Here is a 25,873-nt window from a genome sequence, read left to right as displayed (position 1 = left end):
GCTCCTTGTCCCGCATCGCGATGATCTCGGTGTGGGGCGAGGGGATCTTTCTGACGGGCAGTGGGCTGTGCTGGAGGCGCTGTTGCCGGTCGCGGTGTTGGGGCGGCCGTCGTTGGGCCGGCGGAAGCTGATAGATGGGATCCGGTGGCGGGTGCGGACCGGTGCTCCATGGCGGGATCTGCCGCCGGAGTACGGGCCGTGGCAGACCGTCTACGGACTCTTTCGCCGCTGGCAACGCGACGGCACCTGGCCCGAACTGCTGACCCGGCTGCAGGCCCGGGCGGACGCCGACGGGCTAATCACGTGGGAGGTCAACGTCGACTCCACGATCTGCCGGGCCCATCAGCACGCTGCAGGCGCCCGCCGCGACGGCCAGGCTCAGAAGGAACCGCCGGGCGGAACCCGCACCGAGCCCGAGGACCACGGCCTGGGCCGGTCCCGGGGAGGCTTCACCACTAAGATCCACTTGCCTGCACAAGGCCAACGGCCGCTGTCTCTACTGGTCACCGCAGGACAGCGTGGTGACAGTCCTCAGTTCACCGCCGTCCTGGAAGGCATCCGGGTGCCCCGCACCGGACCGGGCCGTCCCCGTGTCCGGCCGCTGCGAGTGCGCGGCGACAAGGCCTACTCCTCCCGCGCCAACCGGACCTACCTTCGAAAGCGCGGAATCCGCTGCACGATCCCGGAGCCTGCGGATCAGGCCGCCCACCGCAAGCGGCGAGGGAAGGCCGGCGGACGGCCTCCTGCCTCCGATCGTGAGGACTACAAGGCCCGGCACGCGGTCGAGTGCGGGATCAACCGGCTCAAGCGCAACCGCGCGGTCGCCACCCGGTTCGACAAGCTCGCCGTCCGCTTCGAAGCCACCGTCCTGATCGCCGCGATCGGCGAATGGCTGTGACCGGCCTGACCTGTCGGTGCCTCATGCCATGCTGACCGCGACCCGGGTCGACAGCGAGGGAGAGGCAACGATGGGGGCTCAGTACTACGGCGCCGACAGCGAGAACGGCGACCGCATCGACGACCCCTCCGAGGACGCGCTGTTCATGATGATCAGCGACCTCAACAACTCCGACAACACCTTCGTGGTCGTCCAGCCCGACGAGGACGACCCCGTCTGGTTCACCTCAGTGGCCGTCCTGGACGAAGGCGGTTACGAGATCGTCCGCCGTGACACCACCCGCAACGTGCACGAGGTCACCACAGCGACCAGCATCAACGACATCGCCCGCGACCTCACCATCTGGATGGCCGCCCGCGACTTCCCCAGACGGCCAACCACGCAGGTCAGCGAGTTCTAAAACACGGCCTAGCCCACCTGCGATGCGGACACACCTACGCCCAGCTGGCCACCGGGTTTAGCATCAGCCTCAGTACCGTCTACCGGTACGTGAGCGAGGCCGTCGAACATCAGCAACGGTCAGTTCACTTCGTACCCGAAGTCACGTGCTGCTCGTTGCACCACTGCGCAATCCGCTCGGCATAACGCCCCAGCCGTGCACGCAAGATGGGCCTTTCACCGGTCCGGGCGGCAAGGTGTGCAGCCACTCCCTTGCTGATCGACTTTCCCTGGGCCAGGTGGTTCCCGAGTTCCTCGTCACGAACCAACGGGCTCAACAAATAGTCACCCTCAGTTACATAGGTCCACACAATTATAGTGCTGACCTTGTGTCGCCACGGGTCACGCATCCGCGGTGACATGCCGTGCGTCAACTGCTCCCAGTCGTCACCAGGAATATCCCACTGCGCCAAAACCTGACGTCGCTGGGCATAGTTCGGTGGATCCTGTGCTCTCTCGATTTCATGGGCAATCGCCCGCACCCCCGCTTGAAGTAACTGCCAACCTTTCGAGTTGGCACGACACCTCAGCACCTTTATTGACGTGTGAGCTCGCCCCGGCGGAATCTTCAACACCTCGGCGCACTCCTTAACGGAATTTCCGGATGCAAGCTGGGCCAACATCAGCGCCCCGGCACGGCGCACGTGCCGAACAGTGTCGCGCTTCACGCTCGTGAGCGTTTTCGTGAATGGCTGGAGGTGGCGATGATACCACTCAAGAGGAATGAGTTGCGGCACTTGAGACTCTCTGATCCATACGCTTGGCAGCGAAACCGGCTGGGTTGCAACAGCCCTCAGTCGTGACCCAACCCGAAATCCGAGGTGCTGCAAGCCCATCGCCAACCTGAGCTGATCCGTCATGGGCTGGTGGTTGACCAGCTTCCCGAACCTGCCCAGCTCTTGAGCGGAGGCAACCTCAGCCAACGGTGGCATGACCTCGCGCAGGCGGGCAGGTTCACGGTCAGCGAGAAGTTCGTCCGCCTGGAGGAGCAGAGCTGCAGACGCTGCGGGGTGCGTCGGCGGCGCAAGGAGTTCCCGGGGGCGGCCCTTCGGGAGCGCCGCAGCCTTGCGCCGAACGTCCTGGATATGAGCGTCAAGAGCCTCCACCATCGGAGATGACGTCGACGCCATTCGCATCGGTACAGGCCAGGACATGATGATTAGTTGGGCCACGGCGATCAGGTCGTGGAAGTAGGCCGGGTCAGATTGATCTTTCGGTGACAGGCACAAACGCTGCTGAATACGCGCCTGCAGAGCGACACATCGAGCGAGTACCTCGGCGTCCAGAACTGGGGCAGCAGATCTCGCTTCGCCAGTAAGATCTGCTCCACACAGGAGACGCGGGCGTTGAAGAGGCGCATCGAGGGCATGGTTTCTGCACTGTTTTGGGTGTAATGCTTCGCAGTGCAGATGCAGCAGCAGACTCGTCTTGGCACCGAGCCTGCCGCTGGGCGGACGGCGACAATGGGGGCACAGATAGTCCAGTAGCCGCTCGTGGCGGACGCAAGCGAACGTTGTGGGCAGGTGCCATTGTTGTCGCCAGGCTCCGCCGTGAGCCTGCTGAACGAGATCTCCGTCTCCACCCAGACACTGGGGACAGAATCTGCTGGAGGCCGTGAATGCCCATGCGTTATACAGTACGCGACCGTTCTCCTGTGCCCCGGCGCCAGCGAGCGGCGGGTAGACCTCCGAATAGCGGCGCAGCCCCAGCCCGGCGACTTCCGCAGCGGTCAGGCGGGCTGCAGCAGCAAAGTTCGCTGCAGCAGGGGAACGCAGACCCACCAGCAGATGTGCGGGCAGGGCAACTACACGATCCTGACGGTAGTTGCCAAGCGTGGTGAGTTCGGCGATGCGCCCAGGTGAGCAGTCGAGCCTGTAGGCGAGGCGCAGCACGTACCCGGAGAGCGACTCGTCAGGCAGGGGAACGAGGCTACGCGGAAGCGGTCTCCGCCCGATGCTCCCCGTCATGTTCTACCTCTCGTCCGCCATCGGCTTCGAGCACGGCATCACCATGCTCCGACCCTGCACGCCGTAACGGACCAGTCCGACGTCGTCCGCAGCAGCACAACGCTCGAATATTCACTCGTACGTGTGACATGGGAACGCATGGGCGGTCCCTGGGGGCCGGACGTCGTACCGTCATCGCGCTCCTGGCATACGGATCATGACGGCGGAGGCGGGAATTGCAGATTAAGTCGACTGTCGTAGATGGGAGTTGGCGCCCTGGGGTGGCCTTGCGGCCAGGCGGCGTGTGGTCGGATACATGCACTCTCAATGATCTCGCTGTGCTGTGCACCGGCTTCGCGGACTACACACAGTCCTTGGACCTCGACGAGAAGTGGCCCGCGCGCTGGACCACGACGTGGAAGTTCAGACGCACCCCGGGCACCAGCCCTGTGCGCGACCTGGACAAGGTGGATCTGAGGCAGAGCGTTCCGGTGCGCCGGTTCACTTGGCGCACCGATCAGTTCCACCGCCCTGGGCTCGAGTACCTGATGTCGACCGACCGGCACCACGGATTTGAGAGTCATGAGGAGGAGCGCCTGCTGCTCGTGGCCGACTTCGCGGCCGGCCTGGTGGAGGCTCTGTGTCAGCCCTTCCGGCTGCGGTTCTTCGCGGGCGGAAAGGCGATCCGGCACACGCCCGACTTCCTGTTGGTGACGGAGTCGGGGCTGCTCCTGATCGACGTGCGTCCGGCCGATCGGATCGAGCCGGAGGACGAGTTGAAGTTCGCCGCGACGGCGGAGGTCGCGCTATCGGCAGGGTGGCGGTACAGCGTCGTCGGGGGATGGCGCCAGCATGTGTGGACGAACATGGACGCGCTCTCCGCGGAGCGACGGCCGACGCCGGACGTGCTAGGGACTCAGGAACAATTGCGGCATGTGGCAGCGCAAGGCCCTTTACCATTCGGTGAGTTGGTCGAGCGCTGCCGCATCCCGGCGATTGCCCGCGCGCATGCGATCCACCTGTTGTGGCACCGGCACCTCGGCGCCGATCTCTCCGTGTCGTTCGGTGACGCGAGCCTGATCCGATTGGCGCCCCAGAAGCACCACCGGGAGCTCCCGCGGTGAGCACTGCGGTAGGGCCGATGTGGAACCTGGAGCCCGGCGCCGAGCTGATCATCAGCGACATTGCGTGGCAGGTTCAATCCTGTCTGCCGCACCTCGGCCGGGTGACCCTTGTCGACGAGGACGGCGAGACATGGAACGTTTCGGTGGGTGAATTGATCCACCGTGCGGACTGCCGCCCCTCCACCCGGACCCGCGCAGACCTGCCAGCCGCGAACCGGGGTCGGCAGCCCAAGTCGATGGACGACCTGAGACCGGAGCAGCGCACCATCGTCATGCTTCGCGTGGAGCACCTGCGGGAGGTCGAGACCGGCTTCCGTAACGGGCATCCACTCGCCGCGCTCCCCCACGAACCGAGGCCCCAGTACGACCCGGACACCACGACACTCACCCAGCGCCGCCTCGCGAAAATGGACGAACTGCGGAAGACCGCAGCCGAAACCCCCGCGCAGGCGAAGGCGAACGGCCTGCACCACGTGAGCATGCGCACGCTGATCCGCTGGGGCACGGCCCACACGAGGTACGGCCCCATCGGCGTGGCGGACGACCGGTGGCTGCGGGAGGCAACCGGACACAAGATCGCTCCCGAACTGCGTGAGGCTCTCTACGCGGTATACGAGGAGTCACAGCACCGCTCGAAGCTGACGATGCGGGACAAAGACCTTCTCATTCGCCAGTACGTCCACGAGACATTCAACTCCGAGGAATCCGACGACTCCGATACACCTCGCGTGGAGATCCCCGGCTACGACACCCTGCGGTCCATCTGGAAGGACTGGTTCGGCTCGAACGGCGCGCGGCAGCGCTACGCGCGTTCGGCCGCGAAGACGAAGGCGTACGCGACCGGCCGGCACATCGTGGTGTACCGCCCCGGGCAGGTGGTGGCGCTAGACAGCACCGTACTGCCGGTGAAGGTGCTGGAGCACGTGTTCGGCGACCCGGTGTCCGTGCATCTGACACTGGCCCTGGACGTCTACACGCGCTCGATCGTCGCGTTCCGGCTCAGCCTCGTCTCGGACACCTCGATCGACGTGGCCATGGTGCTGCGGGACATGATGATGCCGCTGCCGATGCGCCCCGACTGGGGCGAGGACATGGAGTGGGCCTACCCCGGAGTACCCGGCATGGTGGTCGCGGACTTCGCCGGATACGAAGTCGCCGGCCTCCCGTTCTTCGCGCCGGAAACCGTCACCACCGACCACGGCTCCGTCTACCGCAACCACCATCTGGTCGAGGTGCAGCGGGTCATCAAGGCCAACATCAAACCCAGCCGCGTCCTCCGCCCTACCGACAAGCACTCCGTGGAGCGGACGTTCGGCGCCATCAGGTCACTGCTGTTTGCCCTCCTGCTCGGCTACCAGGGCACAGACGTCGCCGACCGGGGCGCGGACCCGGAGGCGGATGCCTGTCTGACCGTCACGGAAATGGAACACCTCATCGCCACCTGGGTTGTGGAGACCTGGCAGAACCGCCGGTTCGGCTCGTACGCTCCGAGCTGGGACCCGCGCGGTGATCACAGCCCCAACAGCCTGTTCGCGGCGGCGATGTCCCAGGGCGGCTTCGCCCTGCGGATCCCGCCCGCCGAGCTGTACTACCAGCTCCTGCCGCGGCACAAGGTCATGATCCACGGCAAGCGCGGAGTGAAGATCAAGAACCTCTGGTACGACGGTGAGGCCCTGGAGCCCTACCGCGGTGCACTCTCCCACCGCGGGGGCCGGAACAAGAACAAGTACGTCATTCACCGCGACCCGCGCGATCCCTGCTTCGTGTTCTTCCAGGACCCGCGGACCCACGACTGGCACACGCTGCGCTGGACGGGCCTGCCCGAGGAAGGCGAGGTGCCCGCCTTCAGTGACGCCCGCGTCCGTGAAGCCATGCGGGAACTGCGCAAGAGGGGCCTGGCCCCGAAGGCGGACACCGAACTCCTGCCGGTGCTCTTGGAGTTGATCGGCGGCAACATACCGGTCGAGAAATGGCCGACCCAGCTCTCCAAGAGGCAGCGTACCGAGCACGCACGCGAAGTCGCCCAGGCGTCCGCGGCGGCCGCCGACCGGCCCGCGAACTCGGTCAAGAAGGAGCCGCCAGCACAGCCCGCCTCCATTCCCGCAGCGCGGCCAGGCTCCCCCGACGCCAAGGTCGTACCTCTGCGCCCGACGGACCGCGCCCAGCACGTACACGATGCAGTGAACAGCGAACGCCGGCGCCGCCGTGAAGCAGCGGTCCCCGACCAGTTGCCCACACCCCCCGATCTCTCCGAACGGCTGCGCGCTACAAGTTTGTTGGCGTTGCCGGATGACGACTTCGACGATGACGACACCACGATCACGGCCAGCGAGGCCGAGGAAGAGGCCGACCAGTGACCTCGAAGCAAAAACCGCTGTCGTTCCTCCCCGGCCCGGCGGTGGACCGCACCACCTTCGAAGGCTGGAACCGATGGTGCCAAACTCGCAGAGCCTTCGTCCCCGCACCGATCCTCACGGCACAGGAGTACGGCCGCCTCTCGAAACGCCGGAAGCGCATCCACGACCTGCATCGCCTCGCGACGCACAGTTCCCTGCCGATCCAGGCCACCCCCATGAGCGAGCGCGTCGCCCACGCAGTACTCGCCCGTGTCGAGGACGGCGCCTTCAGTCACAAGGCCGGAACCCGCGGCGGCATCATGGTCAACGGCGACGGCGCCCAGGGCAAGACCGAGACGATCTGCGAGGCCCTGGCCTGCTTCCAGGAGGAGTGGCTGGCCATCAACAACTACGCAAACCCCGACGCCATGCCGGGCACCCGCGACCTGGTCGCCCCCGTCGCCTACGTACGCTGCCCGGTCAAGGCCACACCCATCTCCACCTGCCAGCGGATCCTCGACTTCTACGGCGAGGACTACAAGGGCATGCGCCTGGAAGACCTCGTGCGCACCGTCAAGACCGCGGTCGTCGAGCACGCCACGAAGGCGCTCGTCATCGACGACATCACCCGCCTGAAGCTCCACCGCGAAGCCGACCAGGACGTCCTCGACCTGATCCGCGAAATGATGAGCATGCCGGTCACACTCATCCTCGTCGGCGTCGGCATCCCCACTTCAGGCCTGCTGCGCGAAGGCCGCCGCGACCCCAAGACACAGGAGTGGATCTACGAGCCGGTCAAGGACATCGGCCGCAGCCCCAACGACCACGCCGCCAGCCAGCACGAACGCCGCTTCCAGGTCGTCGACCTCGGCCCGTTCAGGTACGTCACACCTGCGGAGATGGAGGCCTGGATGGCCCATCTCCGACGTCTCGAAGGCGAGTTGCGGTTACTTGCCAACACCGCCGGCATGCTCACCCAGGGCGACATGCCCGAGTACCTGTTCAACCGCACCAAGGGCGTGGTCGGCATCCTGGAGAAACTCATCCAGCACGGCTGCCGCCGCGCCATCGAGGACGAAAGCGAAGGACTGACCAAGGACCTACTCAACCAGTTCACCGTCACCCCCGACGACATGCCCGACCTCGACGCCGAATCCGGCGAACAGCCCGATATCCCGGTGCACACGCCAACGCCGAAAAGGAAGCCCAAAGGCCGCAACACCGTGTTCGACGACGACGGCCCGGAGGCCGTAGGGTCGGCAGGGTAAATCGGATGGAACGCCTGGCACTACCCCGAAGTCTGGCCCCGTTCCCGGAGGAATCGCTGCCCGGATTCCTCCTCCGACTCGCTTACCGGCTGGAACGGTCCCCTGCCCGCATCGGTGCGTTGTGCGGGCTCAGCACCATGCACCGTCGCCTGCCCGCCGACTATCTGATCGCCTTGCCCCCGCAGCCCGCCAAGGCGCTCGCCAAGGCCGCGCGGCTCTCCTCCACCGAAGCACAGTCACTCACGCTCGCCGGATCGGGGCTCTCCTCCACGTACACGCCACTCGTCACAACCCGTCTGGATCAGGGCCGCAACCACGCGGCCGCGCGACGGCGTTGGGCGATCAACCTGTCCAGCCGCTTCTGCCCCCGGTGTCTGGCGGGCGACGGAAGTCCCTTACAAAACACGTTCGGCAGCGCCTGGAAACTGCGCTGGCATCTTCCCGTTGTATTCGCCTGCTCCAAGCACTCGATGCTGTTGTCCGGCACCTGCCCGCAGTGCGACAACCTACCCAACCGTCCCCCCGGAACCGAACGCTCCGGCCTACTCATGCAGCGTTCCGCAGTCGGGCTCCATCCCGCACAATGCCGTCACCCACTGCTGGGCAGGAACTCCACCGCGTCCGAGACCAACCGCTATTGCGGAGCCCGACTCGATCAGTCACCCGGCAACCCACCGACGATGACACCCGAGGACCTGGATCGCGTTCTGGCCCTTCAACTCCGCATTGACCAGCATCTATTTGCCACGCCTTCCCAGCCCACAAAGAATGATCCCTATTTCTTCCTCGATCTGGTCGCCCTAGCTCATCTGATCAAGTTCAGTTGGCCGCTAGGAGCGTCCCTGGTCCGTTCGGCGCATCTCGCCTCTCTGATCGACAGCCACAGCACGGCTATCACCCAGCGGCTGAATAGGCCGCTCGGCTCCGGGCCCGGCCCTCGGTCGTCCAGCCCTTGGCCTGCCCCGGACAACCCCGCCCAGTGCGCGGCCTTGCTCGCCGCAGCCAGCGAGCTTCTCAGCCATCGCGATGAAGGCGATGCAGAGTTCCGGGACCGGGTTCAACCGCTGGCGCGCACGGCCTTCGAACGGCTCCCCTCGAACCAATCCGCAGGGTTCCGTCGGATGGACTTCTCACCGGCTCTCGCCCGTGCATTAGCTCGCAAGATCAACGGCTTTTACCACGCAGGCGGCCATGGCGGCTCTAAACTCCGTACACCCTCGCGGAAGTGCCTTTTCGGCATCGAGCACGTTCCAGCGCTACTACCCACAACCTGGTCGGACAGTCACTTCGCCAAGCTCCGGGAACGCTTGGGGGCCAGCACAGACTGGAACACCCGCCATCTGCGCCGGGCCACATCGCTGAAACTTGTCGAGATGGCGGCCGGCGGCACCTGGTCCCAGTGTGCGGAGACTCTTGGTACGCCCTCGACCACAGCACAGCACAGCCTCAGAATCCTCAAGCAAGTACTGGGCACGAAGGAATCGTGGGCGGAATTCGACCGAGCAGTCGAGCGAATCGCCTACGCCCTGGACTCCGATCCCAATCGCATCGACTACGCCAACCGGCGCCGCGCTATGTTCCTCTGGCACCTGTCAGATGCCGCCTGGACTGAACTCCGCGATGGGTTCAAGAACTTCAGAGGCGGACCGACGTCACCAAATCCAACAGCCGCGACCGCGCTGCTCTGGGCTCACGTCACTCAAGGCGACTATTTGCACAGCCCTGCTCTCCATGCGCTGCGAGACTCCGGAAGGGACACCACGCCCGTGGTCGCGAGTGTGAACCAGCTCCTCCGAGCCGCTTCCCGGAGCAGAGGGGAGAAAGCCCTGTTCGTCGACCGGCTTGAGCACTATGCCAGCCGTCTGGCACGGGCGTGTGACCATACGCACGGTAGCCAACCCGTCACGGACGCTCTCGTTGCTGAACAAGCTGCTTGCTGACCTCGAAGCGTGGTGTCGGCGCGAGCTGACAGCTCGTCATCCCTCCGTTATGCCGATTGCATGTCTGCTTCGACGCCCTCGCGTGTGCCGGGAACGCCGCTGAGCCAGCGAACCAGCGGCTCATCATCCCCCGCGAGGTGCGCCTCCGCATCGTCCAAGCGCAGCGGGGACAGAGCGATGAAGCCGTGGGACAGCTTCACTTCACGCATCCGGCGATTCTCGAGGCCGGAGCTGTGTCGGGCCATCGGATTCCGCGGGGTATCGCGCAGAGCCACCACGACAGTGGATGATCTTGGTGTGCCTGGTGTGATCACGGCGTCGGAGCCGTCCTGGACAGCCCCGTTCACCGGGCTGAGCCCGCCTCAGTTCGGCAAACCGGTCACCGCGTTGCGGTGCGAGGGTGCGGATCCGGTGCGCAAGGGCCGACCGTGGAGCCCGCCGCTGGAGGACCGCGTGCTGCTGGTCACCGCGTACTGGCGGACGAACCTGACACTGCGCCAACTGGCGCCATTGTTCGGGGTGTCCAAGTCCGCTGCCGACCGGATCGTCGATCACCTCGCCCGTCGCTGGCACTGCAGCCGCGCAAGCGGTTCCGCCGCGACGCCGTGCTGATCGTGGACGGCACTCTGGTCCCCACCCGAAACCACACCATCGCCGAGCAGTCGAAGAACTACCGCTATTCGACCAACCACCAGGTCATCATCGACGCCGACACCCGCCTGGTCGTCGAGGTCGGCCAGCCACTGCCAGGCAACCGCAACGACTGCAAGGCGTGGGAGCCGTCCCGTGCGAAGGACGCCGTCGGCCGCACCACGGTCGTCGCGGACGGCGGCTACCGGGGCACCGGCCTGGTCATCCCGCGCCGCCGCGAGAGAGGCCAGGCCGAACTCGCCGCCTGGAAAGAGGAACACAACGCCTCCCACCGCAAGGTCCGCGCTCGTGTCGAGCATGCCTTCGCCCGCATGAAGACCTGGAAGATCCTCCGCGAGTGCCGCCTGAAAGGCGACGGCGTCCACCACGCCATGCTCGGCATCGCCCGCCTGCACAGCCTCGCGCAGTGCGAGATACCAGGTGTCGCTGACTTCAGTAGGCGCAGTCGGCGACCACCGTCCGGCAGCCGAAGCCCGCCTCCTTGCCCTGGGCCGCGAGGGTTGCGGCCAGCTGCGGTTTCGTACGGAAGGCCGGATCTGACCGGCCGCGGGCGAAGTGGTGGGCGGGGGTGTAGGGGTGCGCGTGCAGCGGGTAGTAGACGCGGCCATCGGTCCATGCCGTGGTCACTGTGACGATGCCGTTGTCGGTCTTGCCCAGCCGGCCCAGCCACTGCCGGCCCACGTTGGCCGTCGCGGTGCCGTCCTTGCGGTCCCCGGAGTCGTCGATCACGATCACCCCGCCGTCGTGCGGAGCCGTCGCCGGCTGCTCGCGCAGCAGCTCAAGGCGCCGGTCGTTGATCTGTTCGGCCTCCCACGGGGATTCGGACAGGAAGAACTGCAGCCGCTTGACGCCCGGCGTCCCCGCACCCGCCACGGGCTCCGCGCCTGCCAGGCAGGTGATCGTCTTGTTCCGCTCCCGTGGCGCCAGCAGTCCCGTCAGGTACTCGCGAAAACCCCGCCGCTGGGCCAGGCTGCAGAAGAGGTCGTCGAACCGGGCCGCGTACTCCTCCAGCGGCCCCGGCGCGGGCGGACACGGACGGCGAGCGGTCATCTTCAGCCCCAGCCAGGCAGTTGATTCCTACCACCGGCCTACGACCAGCCCGACCTACCGTCAACCCACACCACAGCCGGATTTAACGAACTACCGATAGCTAGGAAATGGGCCTACGCGACGATCTTCGCCACGGACTCACGAGCCTGGTTCGCGATACGGTCGTCCGTGGTGTCGTCCGCCCCGCCCACCCCGATGGCGCCGATGACCTCCCCGTCCGCCGTCACGATCGGCACGCCGCCGGCAACCGGCAGGAGGTTGGCGTCGACCATGTGAGGAGGCGCCACCCGCATCTGCGGGGATGCGGCGAAGGCCGCGAACTTGGCGGTCGGGACACCGCTCACCGCCGAGGTGTACGCCTTGCGTCGCGCGGTCTCCACGCCGAGCAGGCCGACGCCGTCGTCGCTGAGCAGCACCTTGGTGACGCCGCTCCGGTTGACCACGACAGCGCACACCTTGTGCCCCTCGGCCCTTCCCGCTTCCAGAGCGGCGAGCGCGGCGCCGTGGGCGATCTCGTAGCTGAGCGGCTCTCGCATGGGGCGGTTCCTTCCCTGGCGGCCGCATGGTCGAGCGGCCGACTTCCGTGGCGGAAGCCAGTATGTCGCCGTCGGCCATTAATGTGAAGGGGTGCTCGCATTCACATCAGGTCCCACTCACCGCGTCGGCATGCCGAGCAGGTACAGGCAGGCGACGTTCACCAGTTCGTCCGTGAGCTGACGCCACGTCAGCGGCCGGTCGGACTCGAAGAGATCGCCGTACAGCACACGGTTCTGGCACGTCCCGTAGATCAGGCGGTAGACGACGTCCAGGCGTCGCTCCGGCTCCGGCTCCGGCGCGTCGATCATCGGCAGAATCGGCTCCAGGAACCGACGGAAGACGCGCCCGGCGTCGATGGCGGCCTCCGAGCCGACCCGGGCCACCGCAGGATCGGTCGCACCCGCGGCCAGGAAGACGCGCATCAGCCGCTCGTGCGCCTGATAGGTCTCGGTGAGGCCGGCGACCGCCGAGGTGACCAGCACGGTCGGGTCCGTACTCAGCGGCGCGAAACGGCGGACGATGTCGGCGCCGAACTCGTCGATCATGGCGTGCTGCAGAGCCGCGATCAGCCGGTCCTTGTCGCCGAACCGCCGGTAGACGCTACCCACTGAGACGCCCGCCCGAGCGGCGACGGCCGCGACCGTGAGCGCCTCGGTGCCGCCCTCCTCGAGAAGGGCCGTACCCGCCTCCAGGATCCGTTGCTGGGTCAGCCGGCTGCGGGCCTGCTGCGCCGGCGGCAGATCGAGTGACGGTTCGGTACTCACCGTCCCAGCCTATACACCGTCGGCATCCGCCCCGGCGGCGTGCCGCCCGGCCCGCTTCGCGAACACGGCCCTTGACGCCCACGAGGCGTAATGCGAATGTGAATGCACAATCCTATTCGAGGACCGCACACCACCGTGCCCTCGCAGGTGATCCCCCACAACCCTGCCCGCGCTACGAGTTGTGCCCCCGAGCCGCACGGGAGACCGCACCATGACCACCACTTCAGAGACCACCACTTCAGAGATCGACACCGGCACGGCCTACGGCCGCCCGAAGCCCTCGTACAACGCCCGGCTGCGCGAGGTCGGGCCCGGCACACCCATGGGCGAGGCACTGCGCCGCTACTGGCACCCCGTCGCCAGCTCGGAGACGCTCGTCGCCGGCGCCCTGCCGCAGAAGACCCGCGTCCTGGGCGAAGACCTGGTCGTCTTCCGGGACGGGCAGGGCAACCCCGGCGTCGTCATCGAGCGCTGCACCCACCGTGGCGCCAGCCTCTTCTACGGCCGTGTCGAGGACGACGGCATCCGCTGCTGCTACCACGGCTGGAAATTCGACGTCCAGGGCCACTGCATCGAACAGGCCTGCGAACCGGCCCTCGGGCGCCGCCGCGACGCCGCCCGCCAGCCCTGGTACCCCGTCGCGGAGCGCTACGGCCTGGTCTTCGTCTACATGGGCCCGCCCGAGCTCAAACCCGAACTCCCCCGCTACGACGCGCTGGAGGACCCCGCCGAGGACGAGAGGTACTTCGCGAGCTGGCCGGTCCCGCACGCGGCGGTCCTCGGCATGCCGGCGGACTTCAGCTGGCTCAACGTCTACGAGAACTCCGCCGACCCGACCCACGTCACCTGGCTGCACTCCACGCACAGCGGCTACCAGATGCTGGGCACCGGCACCTTCGGCTACCCCGAGAACTTCTTCGACCCGGCCACCATCGCCGACCGCCTGACGTACGAGCGCACCGACCACGGCGTCAAGTACACCCAGCGGTTCGAGATCGAGGGCGAGGACGGAGAGGTCACCGAGTACAGCTTCGACGTCGAGCAGCACCTTCCCAACGTCTTCGGCCTGGCGGACTACGTGAAGGTGACCCCCGACGAGCGGCCGGACCAGTTGCTGTGGGTCGTGCCGTCCGACGACACGACCCACCGGCTCTTCTTCTCCATCCGTACCAACGACCACGAGCGCATGGTCCGCTTCGTCATCGGCATCCAGCAGAACGGCAAGCTGAACCACGAGCTGACCGACGAGGAGCGCCAGCGGTTCCCCGGTGACAACGAGGCCCAGGGTTCACAGGGCGCCATCACCTTGGACTCCGAGGAGACCCTGGCCACCGGGGACCGCGGCGTCGTCATGCTGCGTCGGATGCTTCTGACGATGGCGGACGACGTCGAGGCCGGGCGGGACCCGATCAACATCATCCGTGACGCGTCGGAGGTCCACCACACCCAGTCCGGCCTGTTCACCATCGGCAAACGTCCGGCGGACGCCGATGTCGACGCCACGGCTGGAATTTGAGCGAGCACCATGAGCAACGAGTGGCTCGACACCATCGTGATCGCCCGGTACGACGCGACCGCGCGGATCGTGGTGCTCGACCTGATCAGTCCCGACGGAGCCGAGCTCCCGGAGTTCGCCGCCGGCGCCCATGTCGACGTGCTCCTGGACGGTGACGGCGCCGCGGGACTGGTCCGTCAGTATTCGCTGTGCGGGCCGCCGCACGACCGCACCCGGTACCAGCTGGCCGTGCTGGCCGAGGCGGCGTCGCGTGGCGGCTCCCTCGGTATGCACCGGCTCCGCGCGGGTGACAGGCTGCGGATCTCGCGTCCGCGCAACAGGTTCGGAGTCTCGGACCGGGCCCGTCGCCATCTGCTCGTGGCGGGCGGTATCGGTGTCACTCCCCTGCTGGCCATGGCGCATCTGCTCCAGGCCACGGGCGCCGAGTACGAGTTGCACTACTGCGCCCGCAGCCGGGCGGACGCGGCGTTCCTCGGCGAGTTGGAACGCAACCCCCGCGTACGGCTGCACTTCGACGACGGCCCGGACGACCAGCGGTTCAGCGCCGGCGACCTCGGCCCGCCCGACCCGGACACCGCGGTCTACGTGTGCGGACCCGGAGGCTTCATGGACTTCGTGATCTCCTCCGCGCAGGGAGCGGGATGGCCCGCGGACGCGATCTACAAGGAGCGCTTCGCGCCCGTGCAGGACGCCGACGCGCACACCGAGGGCGGCGCGTTCACGGTGCGGCTCGCCAAGTCCGGTGGCGAGTACGAGATCAAGGAGGGCGAGAGCGTCCTGGACGTCCTCCTCTCGGAGGGCGTCGACGCCCCCTACTCCTGCCAGCAGGGGATCTGCGGCGAGTGCATCGTGCGCGTACTCGCGGGAGAGCCCGACCACCGCGACGACATCCTGACCGACCGTGAACGCGCCGACGGCATGTTCACCACCTGCTCGTCCCGAGCACTCTCACCGATTCTGGAGTTGGACCTGTGACGACCGTATCCGCCGCACCCGGCAAGGCAGTTCAGGCGATCGAGCAGGCGGAGGCCGCCTGGCTCGTCGCACTCACCGAGGGCGAGGAGGCCATGACCGCCCTCATGCTCGACGACAGCCGGGCGGTCCACGGCCCTGTGGGGAAGATCGACGATGCCAGGACCTTCGCCCACTTCACCTGGACCCGCCGCCGCCACGTCTTCGCGAAGGCCGAGCAGCTGAGCATCACCGTGCGCGGCAACACCGCGATCACGACATGCCTCCAGGAGATGCACATCGTCTTCGACGAGAACCTCCCGCCGTTCCCGGTGCAGGAGGCCGTGACGCGCGTGTGGGAGGAGACCGCCGAGGGCTGGCGCCTGGCACACATGCACCAGGCCAAGCGGATGCCGCCGGTCTGACATCCCGAACGGCAGGCGGCCGCGCCCTCACGCCGTTGTTCGATGAACGGACAAGAGGGTTCAGGACAGGCCGTCGGCCGAGAAGAGTTCGGCATGCAGGGTTCGTGCGGCAGTGAGCCGCTGTCGTGGAGATGAGGCAACAACATGTCACCCACTGAGACTCAGGCACCTACGTCCGGCACAGTCCGAACCAGCGATCTCTTCATCGCGGGCGAGCGCGTCGCGGCCAGGGACGGCCGCTACCACCAGACGACCGAGGCCCTGACCGGCGAACCGATCGCACGGGTCGCCGCGGCCACCGTCGAGGACGTCAACCTCGCGGTGGACGCCGCAGCCGGCGCCCTTGCCGAGTGGTCGGCCCTTCCGCCCGCCGCCCGGCGGGCGGTTCTCGAGCGGGCGGCTGCCCTGCTCGGCGAGCGCACCGACGACATCGTCGCCACCATGAGCCGCGAGATGGGCGCCACCCTGCCTTGGTGCGGCTTCAACGTGCACGTCGCCAAGGGCATGCTCGTCGAGGCGGCGGCCCAGGCCTACGCGGCCGTCGGCGAGGTCATCCCGTCTGACGTGCCCGGTCTCACCGCCCTCGGCGTTCGTCAGCCGGTCGGTGTCGTCGTCGGCATCGCCCCCTGGAACGCCCCGCTGATCCTCGGCGTGCGCGCCATCGTGTGGCCGCTGGTGTGGGGCAACACCGTGGTGTTGAAGTCCTCCGAGCAGACACCGCTCACCCAGGCCGCCATCGTCCAGGTGCTGCACGACGCCGGCGTGCCCGCCGGAGCCGTCAACCTCATCAGCAACGCACCCCAGGACGGTCCGGCCGTCGTCGAGGCGCTGATCGCCCACCCCGCCGTGACGCGGGTCAACTTCACCGGATCCAGCAAGGTCGGCCGTGTCATCGGCGAACTCGGCGGTCGCCACCTGACCCGCGTGGTCCTCGAACTCGGCGGCAAGGCGCCCTTCCTGGTGCTTCCCGACGCGGATCTGGAGGAAGCCGCCGCGGCGGCCAGCTTCGGCGCCTTCATGAACCAGGGCGAGATCTGCATGTCCACCGAGCGCGTCATCGTCAACAGGGCCGTCGCCGACGAACTCTCCTCCCGCCTGGCCGAGCGCGCCGCCAAGCTGGTCGTCGGCCCCCCGAGCGACCCCGGCTCACAGATCGGCCCGCTGGTCCACACCGCCGCCCGCGACCACGTCGTCGCGCTGATCGAGGACGCCCGTGACAAGGGTGCACAGGTCCTGACCGGCGGCACGGCCGACGGCCTGTTCGTGCAGCCCACCGTGCTGCGCGGAGTCACACCGGACATGCGCATCTACCACGAGGAGTCCTTCGGCCCGGTCGTCTCGATCATCGAGGTGGACTCCACCGACGAAGCCGTCACGGTGGCCAACGCCACCGAGTACGGGCTCTCCGCCGCCGTCTTCGGCAAGGACGCTGCCGCGGCGCTCGACGTGGCCCGCCGCATCAAGTCCGGCATCTGCCACATCAACGGCGCCACCGTGCACGACGAGCCCCAGATGCCCTTCGGCGGGGTCGGCGCCAGCGGCTGGGGCCGCTTCGGCTCCCGCGCCGCGCTGGAGGAGTTCACGGAACTGCGCTGGATCACCATCCAGTCCGGATCCCGCCACTACCCCATCTGATGGCATGGAGAGGCGGGTGGGGTACACGTGACTGCCGTGTGCCCCGCCCGCCTCTCTGGCGAGACCCCTGTACCGGGGATCTCCGCCCCTCTAAGGAGTCAGCAAGGAGTCAGCGATGTCGCAGAGCGACAAGGACCGCCACGAGATCCGGCAGCTCGTCGAGAACTGGGCACTGTGGCGCGACGCCGGGGACTGGGACCGTTTCGCCACGGTCTGGCATCCGCGCGACGGCTGGATGAGCGCCACCTGGTTCCAGGGCAGCGCCACCGACTTCATCAAGGCCAGTCGTGAGGGCTTCGAGAACGGCGTCAGCATCCTCCATTTCCTGGGCGGCCACACCGCGGACATAGGCGGCGACCGCGCCGTCGCCCAGACCAAGATGACCATCAACCAGCGCGCGAGCGTCGACGACGTGGAAGTCGACGTCGTCTGCACCGGCCGCTTCTACGACTTCCTCGCCCGCCACGAGGGGCTCTGGACCCTCGTGCGCCGGCAGCCGATCTACGAGAAGGACCGGCTCGACGTCGTCGACCCCGCTGCCTCACTCACGCTGGACCCCGGCCTCCTCAACCGATTCCCGACCGGTTACCGACACCTGGCCTACCTGCAGACCAAGGCGGGTTTCACGGTCAAGCAAGGACTCCCCGGCCTCACCGGCCCAGCAGTCGAGCAGCTCTACTCGGAAGGCAAGCAGTGGCTGACGGAAGCCTGATGCGATTCACCCACCGGACCCTCCCCCAACGGGTCGTGTTCGCGGCGGGGGGATCGCCGGCCGCCGTCGCGGCGGAGGTCGAGGCCCACGGTGGTACCAAGGTCATGCTGATCGCGTCCGACCGCGAGAAGGAACTGGCCGACCCGATCGCCAAGGAGATCCCGGTCGCCCTCCGTCACGAGGAGGTCGTGATGCACGTGCCGGTCGAGGTCGCGGAGCGAGCCCGGCGGGCCGCGGCCGACGCGGGCGCGGACATCCTGGTCAGCGTCGGCGGCGGCTCGACCACGGGCCTGGCCAAGGCCGTGGCGATGACCACCGGCCTGCCGATCGTCGCGGTCCCCACCACCTACGCCGGCTCCGAGGCGACCGACGTGTGGGGCCTGACCAAAGGCGAGACCAAGACCACCGGTGTGGACGACAAGGTGCTGCCCGCCTCGGTGGTGTACGACGCCGCCCTGCTGACCTCACTGCCCGGCGCGATGACCGTGGCCAGCGGTCTCAACGCGATGGCCCACTGCGTCGACTCGATGTGGGGACCACGCGCCGACCCGATCGACCGCGCGCTGGCGCAGGAGGGCATCCGCGCGCTGGCGAACGGCCTGCCTGCGGTCGCGGTGGACTCGACGAGCGTCCAGGGCATCGAGCAGACGTTGTACGGCGCCTACCTCGCCGCCGTCGCCTTCGCCTCGGCCGGCTCCGGCATGCACCACAAGATCTGCCATGTCCTCGGCGGCATGTTCAACCTCCCCCACGCCCAGACCCACGCGGTCGTCCTGCCCTACGTACTGGCCTTCAACGCCCCGCACGCCCCGGAGGCGGAGGCACGGATCGCCCAGGCCCTCGGCACGGACTCCGGCACCCGCACGGCGAGCGCCGGGCTCGCCGCCCTGCGCGAGCTGCTGGGCGCGCCACGGGCGCTGCGCGACTACGGCATGCCCGAGGACGGCATCGCCAAGGCGCTGGCGCCGATCATCAAGGCGATCCCGGCCAACAACCCCACCCCCGTCACCCTCGCCAACCTGACCCTGTTGCTGCGGGCCGCGTGGTCAGGCGAACCGATCAGCTGAAAGAGGCCGTCATGGCTACCTACGTCAACCCCGACTCGGCCCGGACCGACGACGCCGGCGCGATCCACCGCGAGGCGTCGCCGGCGCAACAGGCGGTGGAGCAGCGGCTGGTGGACAACGTCGTCGCCTCGTTCGACGCCTGCGACGACGCACGGCTGAAGGAAGTCATGGTCAGCCTGGTCAAGCACCTGCACTCCTTCATCCGTGAGGTCCGCCTGACCGAGGACGAGTGGGGACAGGCGATCGACTTCCTCACCCGGGCCGGCCACATCACCGACGACGTCCGGCAGGAGTTCATCCTGTTGTCCGACACCCTCGGCGCGAGCATGCAGACGATCAACGTCAACAACCAGGCCTACCAGGGCGCCACGGAGGCGACCGTGTTCGGACCGTTCTTCGTCGAGGACGCCGCCCGGATCGAACTCGGCGAGGACATGGCCTTCGGCGCGCCCGGCGAGCCCTGCTGGGTCGAGGGCACCGTCACCGACACCGACGGCAAACCGCTCGCCGACGCACGGATCGAGGTCTGGGAGGCCGACGAGGACGGGCTGTACGACGTGCAGTACGACGCCGGAAAGCGCGCCGGCCGGGCTCACTTGTTCTCCGCGGCCGACGGCAGCTACCGCTTCTGGGGTCTCACCCCGACGCCGTACCCCATCCCGAACGACGGGCCGGTCGGCAAGATGCTCGACGCGGTCGGCCGTTCCCCGCTGCGCGCCGCTCACCTGCACTTCATGGTATCCCACGAGGGCTCGCGCACCCTGGTGACGCACATCTTCCCTGCGGGCGACCCGATCGGTTTCAAGGACACCGTCTTCGGCGTGAAGGACTCCCTGATCAAGCGGTTCGAGCGGCAGCCCGTCGGCACGACGACGCCCGACGGCCGTGTCGTCGACGGTACTTGGAGCCGGGTGCGCTTCGACATCGTCCTCGCCCCTGCGGGTGTATGAACAGGGGCACGTGGTGGAGGGGCGGTCCGGCCGGACCGCCCCTCCGTCGTCATGGCCGCATGGTCAGTCCGACAGCAACTCCGCGAAGTCCCTGACAGGTCGAGCCCCGTTCCAGTCGACCGATGCCCGCCAGACGGATGTGAACATCTGCCGCGTGATCTCGTTGTCCTGGACCAGCTCGATCATCCCCAGGGCGTCTTCGCCACCGTCCAGGAAGAAGACGTCGCCACCCGGGGCCACATCGTGGAAACGCACCGCCGCCCCGCTCGCTTCTCGGCGTTCGACCTCTGCCTTGACGTCCGGCACGACCTTGGCGACGTGGTGGAAGCCATAACCGTGGCGTTCGTAGGCGTCCTTGTAGATCGAAGGTTCGTCGTCGAGGGTTTGGACGAGCTCGACCATCATGTGCCCCGAGAAGGCGAGCGCGAGGGTGAACTCGGCATTCCCAGGCTCACCGTTGTAGGTGGAACCCTCGCCGCCGATCCTCTGGTTCACGAACCAGGGGCCGACGCCGAGTTGGTCGGTCCACCAGCGCATTCCGGCGGTGAGGTCGGGGACGGCGTATGCGAACTGGACGACGGCGTCGGTCGGCTGACCGAAGGGATGCTCCACTGCGGTCGTCCTCTCTAGGCCGTCGGGCGAAGGAAGCTGGTGAGGCCGCCGTCCACGACGAGGGACGCACCGGTGATGTAGCCGGCTTCAGGCGAGGCCAGGAAGAGCACTGCGTCGGCGAGTTCCTCCGGCTCCCCTTCCCGAAGCATGGGGGTACTGAGCCTGATCCGCTCGCGGAAGGCGTCCGCTCCCCTGGGCGCCAGGCCCGTCGTACGGGAGGCGATGTCCGTGTTCATGCCGGCCGGAACGACGATGTTGACGCGGATACCGTCGGCGACGACCTCGGCGGCGAGAATGCGCGTCAGGTGCTCCAGTGCCGCCTTGCTGGCTCCGTAGGCGGCGGTTCCCGCGCTGGCCCTGCGGCCGGCAGCCGAGCCGCAGAAGACGACGGCCCCGCCGGGCGCGAGCAAGGGCTTGAGCCCCTGCATGAGGAAGAACGAGCCCTTGACGTTGGTGTCGAACACCCTGTCCCAGGTCGCTTCGTCCATGTCGTCCAGGCGCTTCATGCCGGCGTGCCCCGCGTTGATGTAGGCGGCGTCCACGTGGTCGACCTCCCCGGCGACCTCGGCGAGCGCGGCCTTGATACCGGCCACCGAGGAGAGGTCGGCCGCGACGGTGACCGTGCCGTCACCAATGAGACCGCTCGCGACCTTCAACTGGTGCGCGTCCCGCGCGATGATGACCACGCGCGCGCCCTCACGCGCGAAGGCCTGTGCGGCTGCCAGGCCCAGTCCTCTGCTGCCTCCGGTGACGAGGCAGGTCTTCCCAAGGAAGCGCTGTCGCTGGTCCCCGACGGCGGGGTCGCGAGGCTCGGTGTCAGTCCGGTCGTTCATGGTTCTCCTTCATGGGGGTCAGGAGTGGCGGTTCACGCGTCGATCTCGACTCCGCCGAACGGAGCTCCGCCATTCAGGACGCGCTCCTCCGGCGGGATGGGCGCGAGACTCACGCGTACGTCGATGCAGGTGGGCCGGCGGGCCGCGAGGGCCGCCTCGATCGCGGGTCGCAGCTGGTTCAGACCGGTGACGTCGACGCCGTCCGCGCCGAGGGCTCGCGCCGCTGCGCTGTAGGAGCCGTTCTCCAGGCGGTTGTTGGTGACGCGGTCCTGTCCGAAAATGAACTGCTGGGTGTGCAGGGTGGCGCCCCAGGCCCGGTTGTTCAGCACGATCACGACGACCGGGAGTCCCGCCCGGACGAGGGAGTCGAACTCGGCGAGGCTGTAGCCGACGGCGCCGTCGCCGGTGACAAGGATCGTTGCCTTGTCGGGATGCGCGTACTGCGCCCCCAGCGCCACACCGAAGTTGCTCCCCATCGCACTGAGATAGCCGTGTCCGAGGTAGTGGGCCAGCGGCGCGAGCGCGATGGTCTCCGACAGCCACAACTCGGTCAGGGCGCCGTCGACGACGACGGTGGCCTGGTCGGGGACACTCTCGGCGATCGTACGAACCGCGAGGTACGGGTGGATCGCGGGGTCCTCGTGCTGCTCGGTCTCGGCGGCGAGCGCGGTCCGCCGGGTGGTGGAGATATCCCGCAGGGCCGTGAGCCAGTCCTCGCGTCCCGAAGGCACGCCGTCGGCGCCCAGCCGCTCGTTCAGCAGGCAGATCGTGCCGACCGGGTCGGCCTGGACGCCGAGTTCGACTTCCTGCAGTCGGCCCAGCTCTCGGCCGTCGGGGTCGATCTGGAAGATCCGCGCGTTCTTCGGGAGCAGTCGGCCGGTGCCGAACTGGGTGGCCATGCCGAAGCGCAGCCCGAGCATCAGGACCAGGTCGGGCCGCTCGTCGTCGGGAACGGTGGCCAGGGTCTGGAGGAGGCCGGCGTGCTGTGCGGAGCCGGCGATGGCCCCGAGGCCCTCCCAGTCGGAGAAGAGGGGCACTCCGGTCCGGGCGGCGAACTCGTGCAACTGCGCCCGTGCCTCGGCGGTGACGAAGGACTTGCCGACCAGCGCGATCGGGCGCCGGGCGGTGGCGAGCGCCTCGATGATGCGGTCGACGGCACCGGCGGGGGAGACGCCGGTGCCGTCGACCTCGACGCGGTGGTCGTCGACTTCGTCGACGTCCACCGACTGGCGCAGGACGTCCCAGGGAATGTCCAGGAGCACGGGGCCCTTGGGCTCCGACTGCGCGATGCGGATCGCCTGGGCGACCAGACGCGGGATCAGCTCGGTGCGGGTGACGCGGTGCGCGAACTTGGTCACCGGGGCCGCCATGGCGACCTGGTCGAACCCGGCCTGCTGGTCGTTGACCTCGTCCATCTCCAGCGGGGCCGAGCCTGCGATGTACAGGACGGGGGTCCGGTCCAGGTAGGCGTTGGCCACCGAGGTCAGGACGTTGGTGAAACCGCCCCCGGCCGTGACGACGGCGACTCCCAGCTGCCCGGTGACCCGCGCGTATCCTTCGGCCGCGTGGCCGGCGTTCATCTCGTGCCGTACGTCGACGACCCGCAGCTTGGCGTCCAGGGCGTCCTGGAGGATGCCGTCGATGTGGGCTCCGGGCAGGCCGAAGGCCACGTCGACCCCGGCTCGCCGCAGCGTTCTGACGACGAGCCCACTACCGGTTGCGGTTGCCATGCGATGGTCCGCCTCTCTGGACGTACTCGGGGTTTCGACAAGGGCGCCGAGGCAGGGGCCGCGTCTCGGGCCGCCCGTGCCGCAGTCTGGGTGGGGTCGTGGGGGACGGCAATGGCTGTGTTCGTTGGACGGCCATGGTCTTGATCGTCGTCGCCCGGTCGTGACCCCGCCGACCGGGCTGTTCGCGGAAGGCGATGTCAGGATTCCGGCATCCTGAGCACGGCCTTGATCACCCGCCCGGAACCGGTCTCCGTCCACGCCCGGGCAAAGTCACTGAACGGGAACTCCTCGATCATCCGGTCGAAGGGGAACCGGCCCGCCCGCCAGTACTCGACGAGTTGGGGGATCAGCACGTGGGGGTTGGCCGAGCCTCCGATGATTCCCTGGAGCCTGCGCCCGCCGGCGAGGAGAAACCCGGTGTCCGGGACCCACTCGTCCGCAGGCGCGACCACATAGCCGAGGGTGCCTTCGACGGCGAGGCACGTCGTCGCGGTCGCGTGGACGGACGATACGTCCGCGGTGACGTACGCGAAGTCGAAGCCGTCGGGGTCGATGTCCCGCAGCGCCTGTTCGGCACCGGCGCCGCCCAGCACGGTGTCCGTCGCTCCCAGATCCCGAGCGAGGTCGAGGCGCGGCTGGTTGATGTCGACGGCGACGATGTGCCGGGCGCCCGCGAGGCGTGCGGCCATGATGGCCGCGAGTCCCACGCCTCCGGTGCCGAACACCACGATCGACTGTCCGGGGCGGAGCCGGTACGCCTCCAGGACCGAACCCGCCCCCGTGATGACACCGCAGCCGAGCGGTCCCATCAGGTGCAGCGGGACGTCCTTCGGCAGGAGGACCGCGCTCCGCGCGGGCGCCACCGCGTACGTCGCGAAGGAGGACTGCCCGAAGAACATCGCCGCGATCCGGGCATCGCCCCGGGTGATCGGTGAACTGCCGTCGAGTCGCGCGCCGCCGAAGGCCACCCGCATCGCCTCCCGGCAGTAGGTGGGCCTCGCATCGAGACAGCGGGGGCACACACCGCAAGAGTTGCCCGAGAGCACCACGTGGTCACCGGGCACGAGGCGGGTCACCCCGGCCCCGACCGCCTCCACGACGCCCGCGCCCTCGTGCCCGAGCACGATAGGGCGAGGAACGGGAACCCCACGGCCCCTGTGCGCATTGATGTCGGTGTGGCAGATGCCGGTCGCCACGACGCGCACCAGAACCTCGTCCGGCCTCGGTTCACCGAGGTCGACCTGCTCCAGACCGGGGACGGTCCGGCTCTCGCGTGACACCGCCGCCGTGATCTTCATGAGACGGCGACCTCCGGGTCGTACGCGTAGATCCAGCCGTTCTCCCTGAGCGGGTCGGCCTGTGCGTACTGCAGGTCGCGTGCCTGCTGCTCGGGGCCGTCCGGCAGGTGGTTGACGTGTGACCTCCCGTGCGAGACCTCCTGGAGGCGGGCCGTGCGGCTCCGGCGCAGTTCCTCGTAGCGGGCCAGCGCCGCGATGGGGTTGTCCGGGTCCGCCGCGAGGCACAGGGAAAGGACGGCGCCGTCCTCGATCGCCTGGGCGGCGCCCTGGGCGAAGAACGGGAACATGGGGTGGGCCGCGTCGCCCAGCAGGGTCGCGTTGCCGCGGTTCCATCGATCAAGGGGCTCACGGTCGAGCAGCGCCCAGCGCCCCGGGGTCTCGGCCGACTTGATCAGTTCCACCAGTCGGGGATCCCAGCCGGCGAACTCGTCGAGCAGTTCCTGGACCGTCGCGGTGGCCGTCCAGGACTCCACGCTGTCGGCGCCGGCAGGTGCGAAGGCAACGAGGTTGACGTAGTCCTCTCCGGAGACCGGGTAGTGCACGAGGTGGTGCTCGGGGCCGATCCAGAGCGTCTGGGCTCGCCGCTTGGCGAAGTCGGGTGCCTTGTGCGCCGGGACGAGAGCGCGGAAGGCGCAGATGCCCGACTCCCGTGCCTGAGTCGGGCCGACGATGGCGCCGCGCACGCGGGAGTGGACCCCGTCGGCGCCGATGAGGATGTCCGGGCGGACCGTCTCACCGTCCTCGAACCGCAGAACAGCCTGGTCGCCTTCGAATTCGACGGAGACGCAGCGCCTGCCGAGGTGGAGGGAGCGCTCGGGGACGGCCGACCTCAGAGCCTCCAGCAGGTCGGCCCGGTGGGCGGCGTAGGTGTGCTCGCCGTACAGGCGTATGCACCCCTCCTCCAGGTTCTCCGCGGAGAGAACCGTGCCGTTCTGCCAGCGCCGGAACTCCCAGCCGATCTCCATCCGGACCGCGCGTTTGACGAACCGGTCCAGAATTCCGAGACGCCGCAGCAGGCGGGCGGCGTTGGGCGCGATCACCAGGCCGGCGCCGACCTCGGTCAGGGCGGACGCCTGCTCGTAGACGTCACTGTCGAAGCCCTTGTCGCGCAGGAACGCCGCGGCGGCCAGGCCTCCGATACCACCACCGAGGATCGCGATCTTGGGGCCGTTGTCAGTACTCATGGTCTTTC

22 protein-coding genes and 3 pseudogenes are annotated in these 25,873 nt (G+C 68.1%); 15 read left to right on the top strand and 10 right to left on the bottom strand.

Annotated elements, in window-relative coordinates; genetic code table 11:
• The first annotated feature begins 31 nt into the window (after positions 1-31).
• The 3 genes and pseudogenes from HW837_RS22670 to HW837_RS22660 form a co-directional block, all read left to right on the top strand.
• Positions 32-898, top strand: a complete 867-nt coding sequence (locus HW837_RS22670; protein WP_193380179.1) for an IS5 family transposase — start codon at positions 32-34, stop codon at positions 896-898.
• 28 nt (positions 899-926) lie between these two features.
• Positions 927-1,298 carry a hypothetical protein gene (locus HW837_RS22665; RefSeq protein WP_193380178.1) on the top strand — a complete coding sequence of 124 codons (372 nt, stop codon included), beginning with the start codon at positions 927-929 and terminating at the stop codon, positions 1,296-1,298.
• Positions 1,299-1,306: 8 nt separating this feature from the next.
• Positions 1,307-1,405 (top strand): annotated as a pseudogene (locus HW837_RS22660) (transposase family protein); the annotation flags it as partial.
• Positions 1,406-1,422: 17 nt separating this feature from the next.
• Here HW837_RS22660 and HW837_RS22655 read toward each other — a convergent pair.
• Positions 1,423-3,303, bottom strand: a complete 1,881-nt coding sequence (locus HW837_RS22655; RefSeq protein WP_193380177.1) for a TniQ family protein — start codon at positions 3,301-3,303, stop codon at positions 1,423-1,425.
• Between the two features lie 353 nt (positions 3,304-3,656).
• Here HW837_RS22655 and HW837_RS22650 point away from each other — a divergent pair, with 353 nt between their 5' ends.
• The 4 genes from HW837_RS22650 to HW837_RS22635 are packed head-to-tail and all read left to right on the top strand — an operon-like array spanning position 3,657 to position 9,950.
• A complete protein-coding gene (locus HW837_RS22650) occupies positions 3,657-4,406 on the top strand; it encodes a TnsA-like heteromeric transposase endonuclease subunit (RefSeq protein WP_237270303.1) in 750 nt (249 codons plus the stop codon).
• 17 nt (positions 4,407-4,423) lie between these two features.
• Entirely contained in the window at positions 4,424-6,763 is a 2,340-nt protein-coding gene (locus HW837_RS22645; RefSeq protein ID WP_193380273.1) for a transposase, read from the top strand.
• Positions 6,760-8,010 (top strand): AAA family ATPase, encoded by a 1,251-nt coding sequence (locus HW837_RS22640; protein WP_193380176.1) that lies wholly within the window; start codon positions 6,760-6,762, stop codon positions 8,008-8,010. The genes HW837_RS22645 and HW837_RS22640 overlap by 4 nt, the downstream gene beginning before the upstream one ends.
• 5 nt (positions 8,011-8,015) lie before the next feature.
• The gene (locus tag HW837_RS22635) at positions 8,016-9,950 is read left to right on the top strand and encodes a TniQ family protein (RefSeq protein ID WP_193380175.1); all 1,935 of its coding nucleotides are present in this window, start codon (positions 8,016-8,018) and stop codon (positions 9,948-9,950) included.
• A 47-nt stretch (positions 9,951-9,997) separates the two neighbouring features.
• Here the strand turns inward: HW837_RS22635 and HW837_RS22630 are convergent, their stop codons facing one another.
• Positions 9,998-10,159: a hypothetical protein gene (locus tag HW837_RS22630; RefSeq protein WP_196789229.1), complete on the bottom strand. Its 162-nt coding sequence runs from the start codon at positions 10,157-10,159 to the stop codon at positions 9,998-10,000.
• Between the two features lie 88 nt (positions 10,160-10,247).
• On the opposite strand from HW837_RS22630, the pseudogene HW837_RS22625 reads away from it, so the two are divergent.
• Positions 10,248-11,005 (top strand): annotated as a pseudogene (locus HW837_RS22625) (transposase); the annotation flags it as partial.
• Here the strand turns inward: HW837_RS22625 and HW837_RS22620 are convergent.
• The 3 genes and pseudogenes from HW837_RS22620 to HW837_RS22610 form a co-directional block, all read right to left on the bottom strand.
• Positions 10,997-11,651: pseudogene (locus tag HW837_RS22620) on the bottom strand (IS701 family transposase); the annotation flags it as partial. The pseudogenes HW837_RS22625 and HW837_RS22620 overlap by 9 nt on opposite strands.
• 113 nt (positions 11,652-11,764) lie before the next feature.
• Positions 11,765-12,187, bottom strand: a complete 423-nt coding sequence (locus HW837_RS22615; protein WP_193380174.1) for a GlcG/HbpS family heme-binding protein — start codon at positions 12,185-12,187, stop codon at positions 11,765-11,767.
• Positions 12,188-12,304: 117 nt separating this feature from the next.
• Positions 12,305-12,952 carry a TetR/AcrR family transcriptional regulator gene (locus HW837_RS22610; RefSeq protein ID WP_193380173.1) on the bottom strand — a complete coding sequence of 216 codons (648 nt, stop codon included), beginning with the start codon at positions 12,950-12,952 and terminating at the stop codon, positions 12,305-12,307.
• A gap of 211 nt (positions 12,953-13,163) precedes the next feature.
• Between HW837_RS22610 and HW837_RS22605 the strand changes: the two genes are divergently transcribed.
• The 7 genes from HW837_RS22605 (at position 13,164) to HW837_RS22575 (ending at position 20,208) form a co-directional block, all read left to right on the top strand.
• Entirely contained in the window at positions 13,164-14,468 is a 1,305-nt protein-coding gene (locus HW837_RS22605) for a Rieske 2Fe-2S domain-containing protein (protein ID WP_193380172.1), read from the top strand.
• Between the two features lie 9 nt (positions 14,469-14,477).
• Complete coding sequence (locus tag HW837_RS22600; RefSeq protein WP_193380171.1) at positions 14,478-15,443, top strand: PDR/VanB family oxidoreductase; 966 nt, start codon at positions 14,478-14,480, stop codon at positions 15,441-15,443.
• Positions 15,440-15,844, top strand: coding sequence for a nuclear transport factor 2 family protein (locus HW837_RS22595; protein WP_193380170.1), 405 nt, complete (start codon positions 15,440-15,442; stop codon positions 15,842-15,844). Before HW837_RS22600 ends, HW837_RS22595 begins: the two co-directional genes overlap by 4 nt.
• A gap of 144 nt (positions 15,845-15,988) precedes the next feature.
• Positions 15,989-17,479 carry an aldehyde dehydrogenase gene (locus HW837_RS22590; protein ID WP_193380169.1) on the top strand — a complete coding sequence of 497 codons (1,491 nt, stop codon included), beginning with the start codon at positions 15,989-15,991 and terminating at the stop codon, positions 17,477-17,479.
• A gap of 115 nt (positions 17,480-17,594) precedes the next feature.
• A complete protein-coding gene (locus HW837_RS22585; protein WP_193380168.1) occupies positions 17,595-18,191 on the top strand; it encodes a nuclear transport factor 2 family protein in 597 nt (198 codons plus the stop codon).
• Positions 18,191-19,258 (top strand): maleylacetate reductase, encoded by a 1,068-nt coding sequence (locus HW837_RS22580; RefSeq protein WP_193382512.1) that lies wholly within the window; start codon positions 18,191-18,193, stop codon positions 19,256-19,258. Before HW837_RS22585 ends, HW837_RS22580 begins: the two co-directional genes overlap by 1 nt.
• An 11-nt stretch (positions 19,259-19,269) precedes the next feature.
• The gene (locus HW837_RS22575) at positions 19,270-20,208 is read left to right on the top strand and encodes a dioxygenase family protein (protein ID WP_193380167.1); all 939 of its coding nucleotides are present in this window, start codon (positions 19,270-19,272) and stop codon (positions 20,206-20,208) included.
• A 63-nt stretch (positions 20,209-20,271) separates the two neighbouring features.
• Here the strand turns inward: HW837_RS22575 and HW837_RS22570 are convergent, their stop codons facing one another.
• The 5 genes from HW837_RS22570 to HW837_RS22550 form a co-directional block, all read right to left on the bottom strand.
• A complete protein-coding gene (locus HW837_RS22570) occupies positions 20,272-20,820 on the bottom strand; it encodes a VOC family protein (protein ID WP_193380166.1) in 549 nt (182 codons plus the stop codon).
• 14 nt (positions 20,821-20,834) lie between these two features.
• On the bottom strand, positions 20,835-21,653 hold the full coding sequence (locus tag HW837_RS22565; protein WP_193380165.1) for an SDR family NAD(P)-dependent oxidoreductase: 819 nt from the start codon (positions 21,651-21,653) through the stop codon (positions 20,835-20,837).
• 32 nt (positions 21,654-21,685) lie between these two features.
• Positions 21,686-23,383 carry a thiamine pyrophosphate-binding protein gene (locus HW837_RS22560; protein WP_193380164.1) on the bottom strand — a complete coding sequence of 566 codons (1,698 nt, stop codon included), beginning with the start codon at positions 23,381-23,383 and terminating at the stop codon, positions 21,686-21,688.
• A gap of 197 nt (positions 23,384-23,580) precedes the next feature.
• On the bottom strand, positions 23,581-24,681 hold the full coding sequence (locus HW837_RS22555) for an NAD(P)-dependent alcohol dehydrogenase (protein WP_193380163.1): 1,101 nt from the start codon (positions 24,679-24,681) through the stop codon (positions 23,581-23,583).
• A complete protein-coding gene (locus tag HW837_RS22550) occupies positions 24,678-25,865 on the bottom strand; it encodes an FAD-dependent monooxygenase (RefSeq protein WP_193380162.1) in 1,188 nt (395 codons plus the stop codon). The genes HW837_RS22555 and HW837_RS22550 overlap by 4 nt, the downstream gene beginning before the upstream one ends.
• Between the last annotated feature and the right edge of the window lie 8 nt (positions 25,866-25,873).

Source organism: Streptomyces caniscabiei (assembly GCF_014930365.1).
Classification (GTDB): domain Bacteria; phylum Actinomycetota; class Actinomycetes; order Streptomycetales; family Streptomycetaceae; genus Streptomyces; species Streptomyces caniscabiei.
The sequence above is the reverse complement of the archived record's forward strand: the minus strand, read 5'-3'. Positions and strand labels throughout refer to the sequence as shown.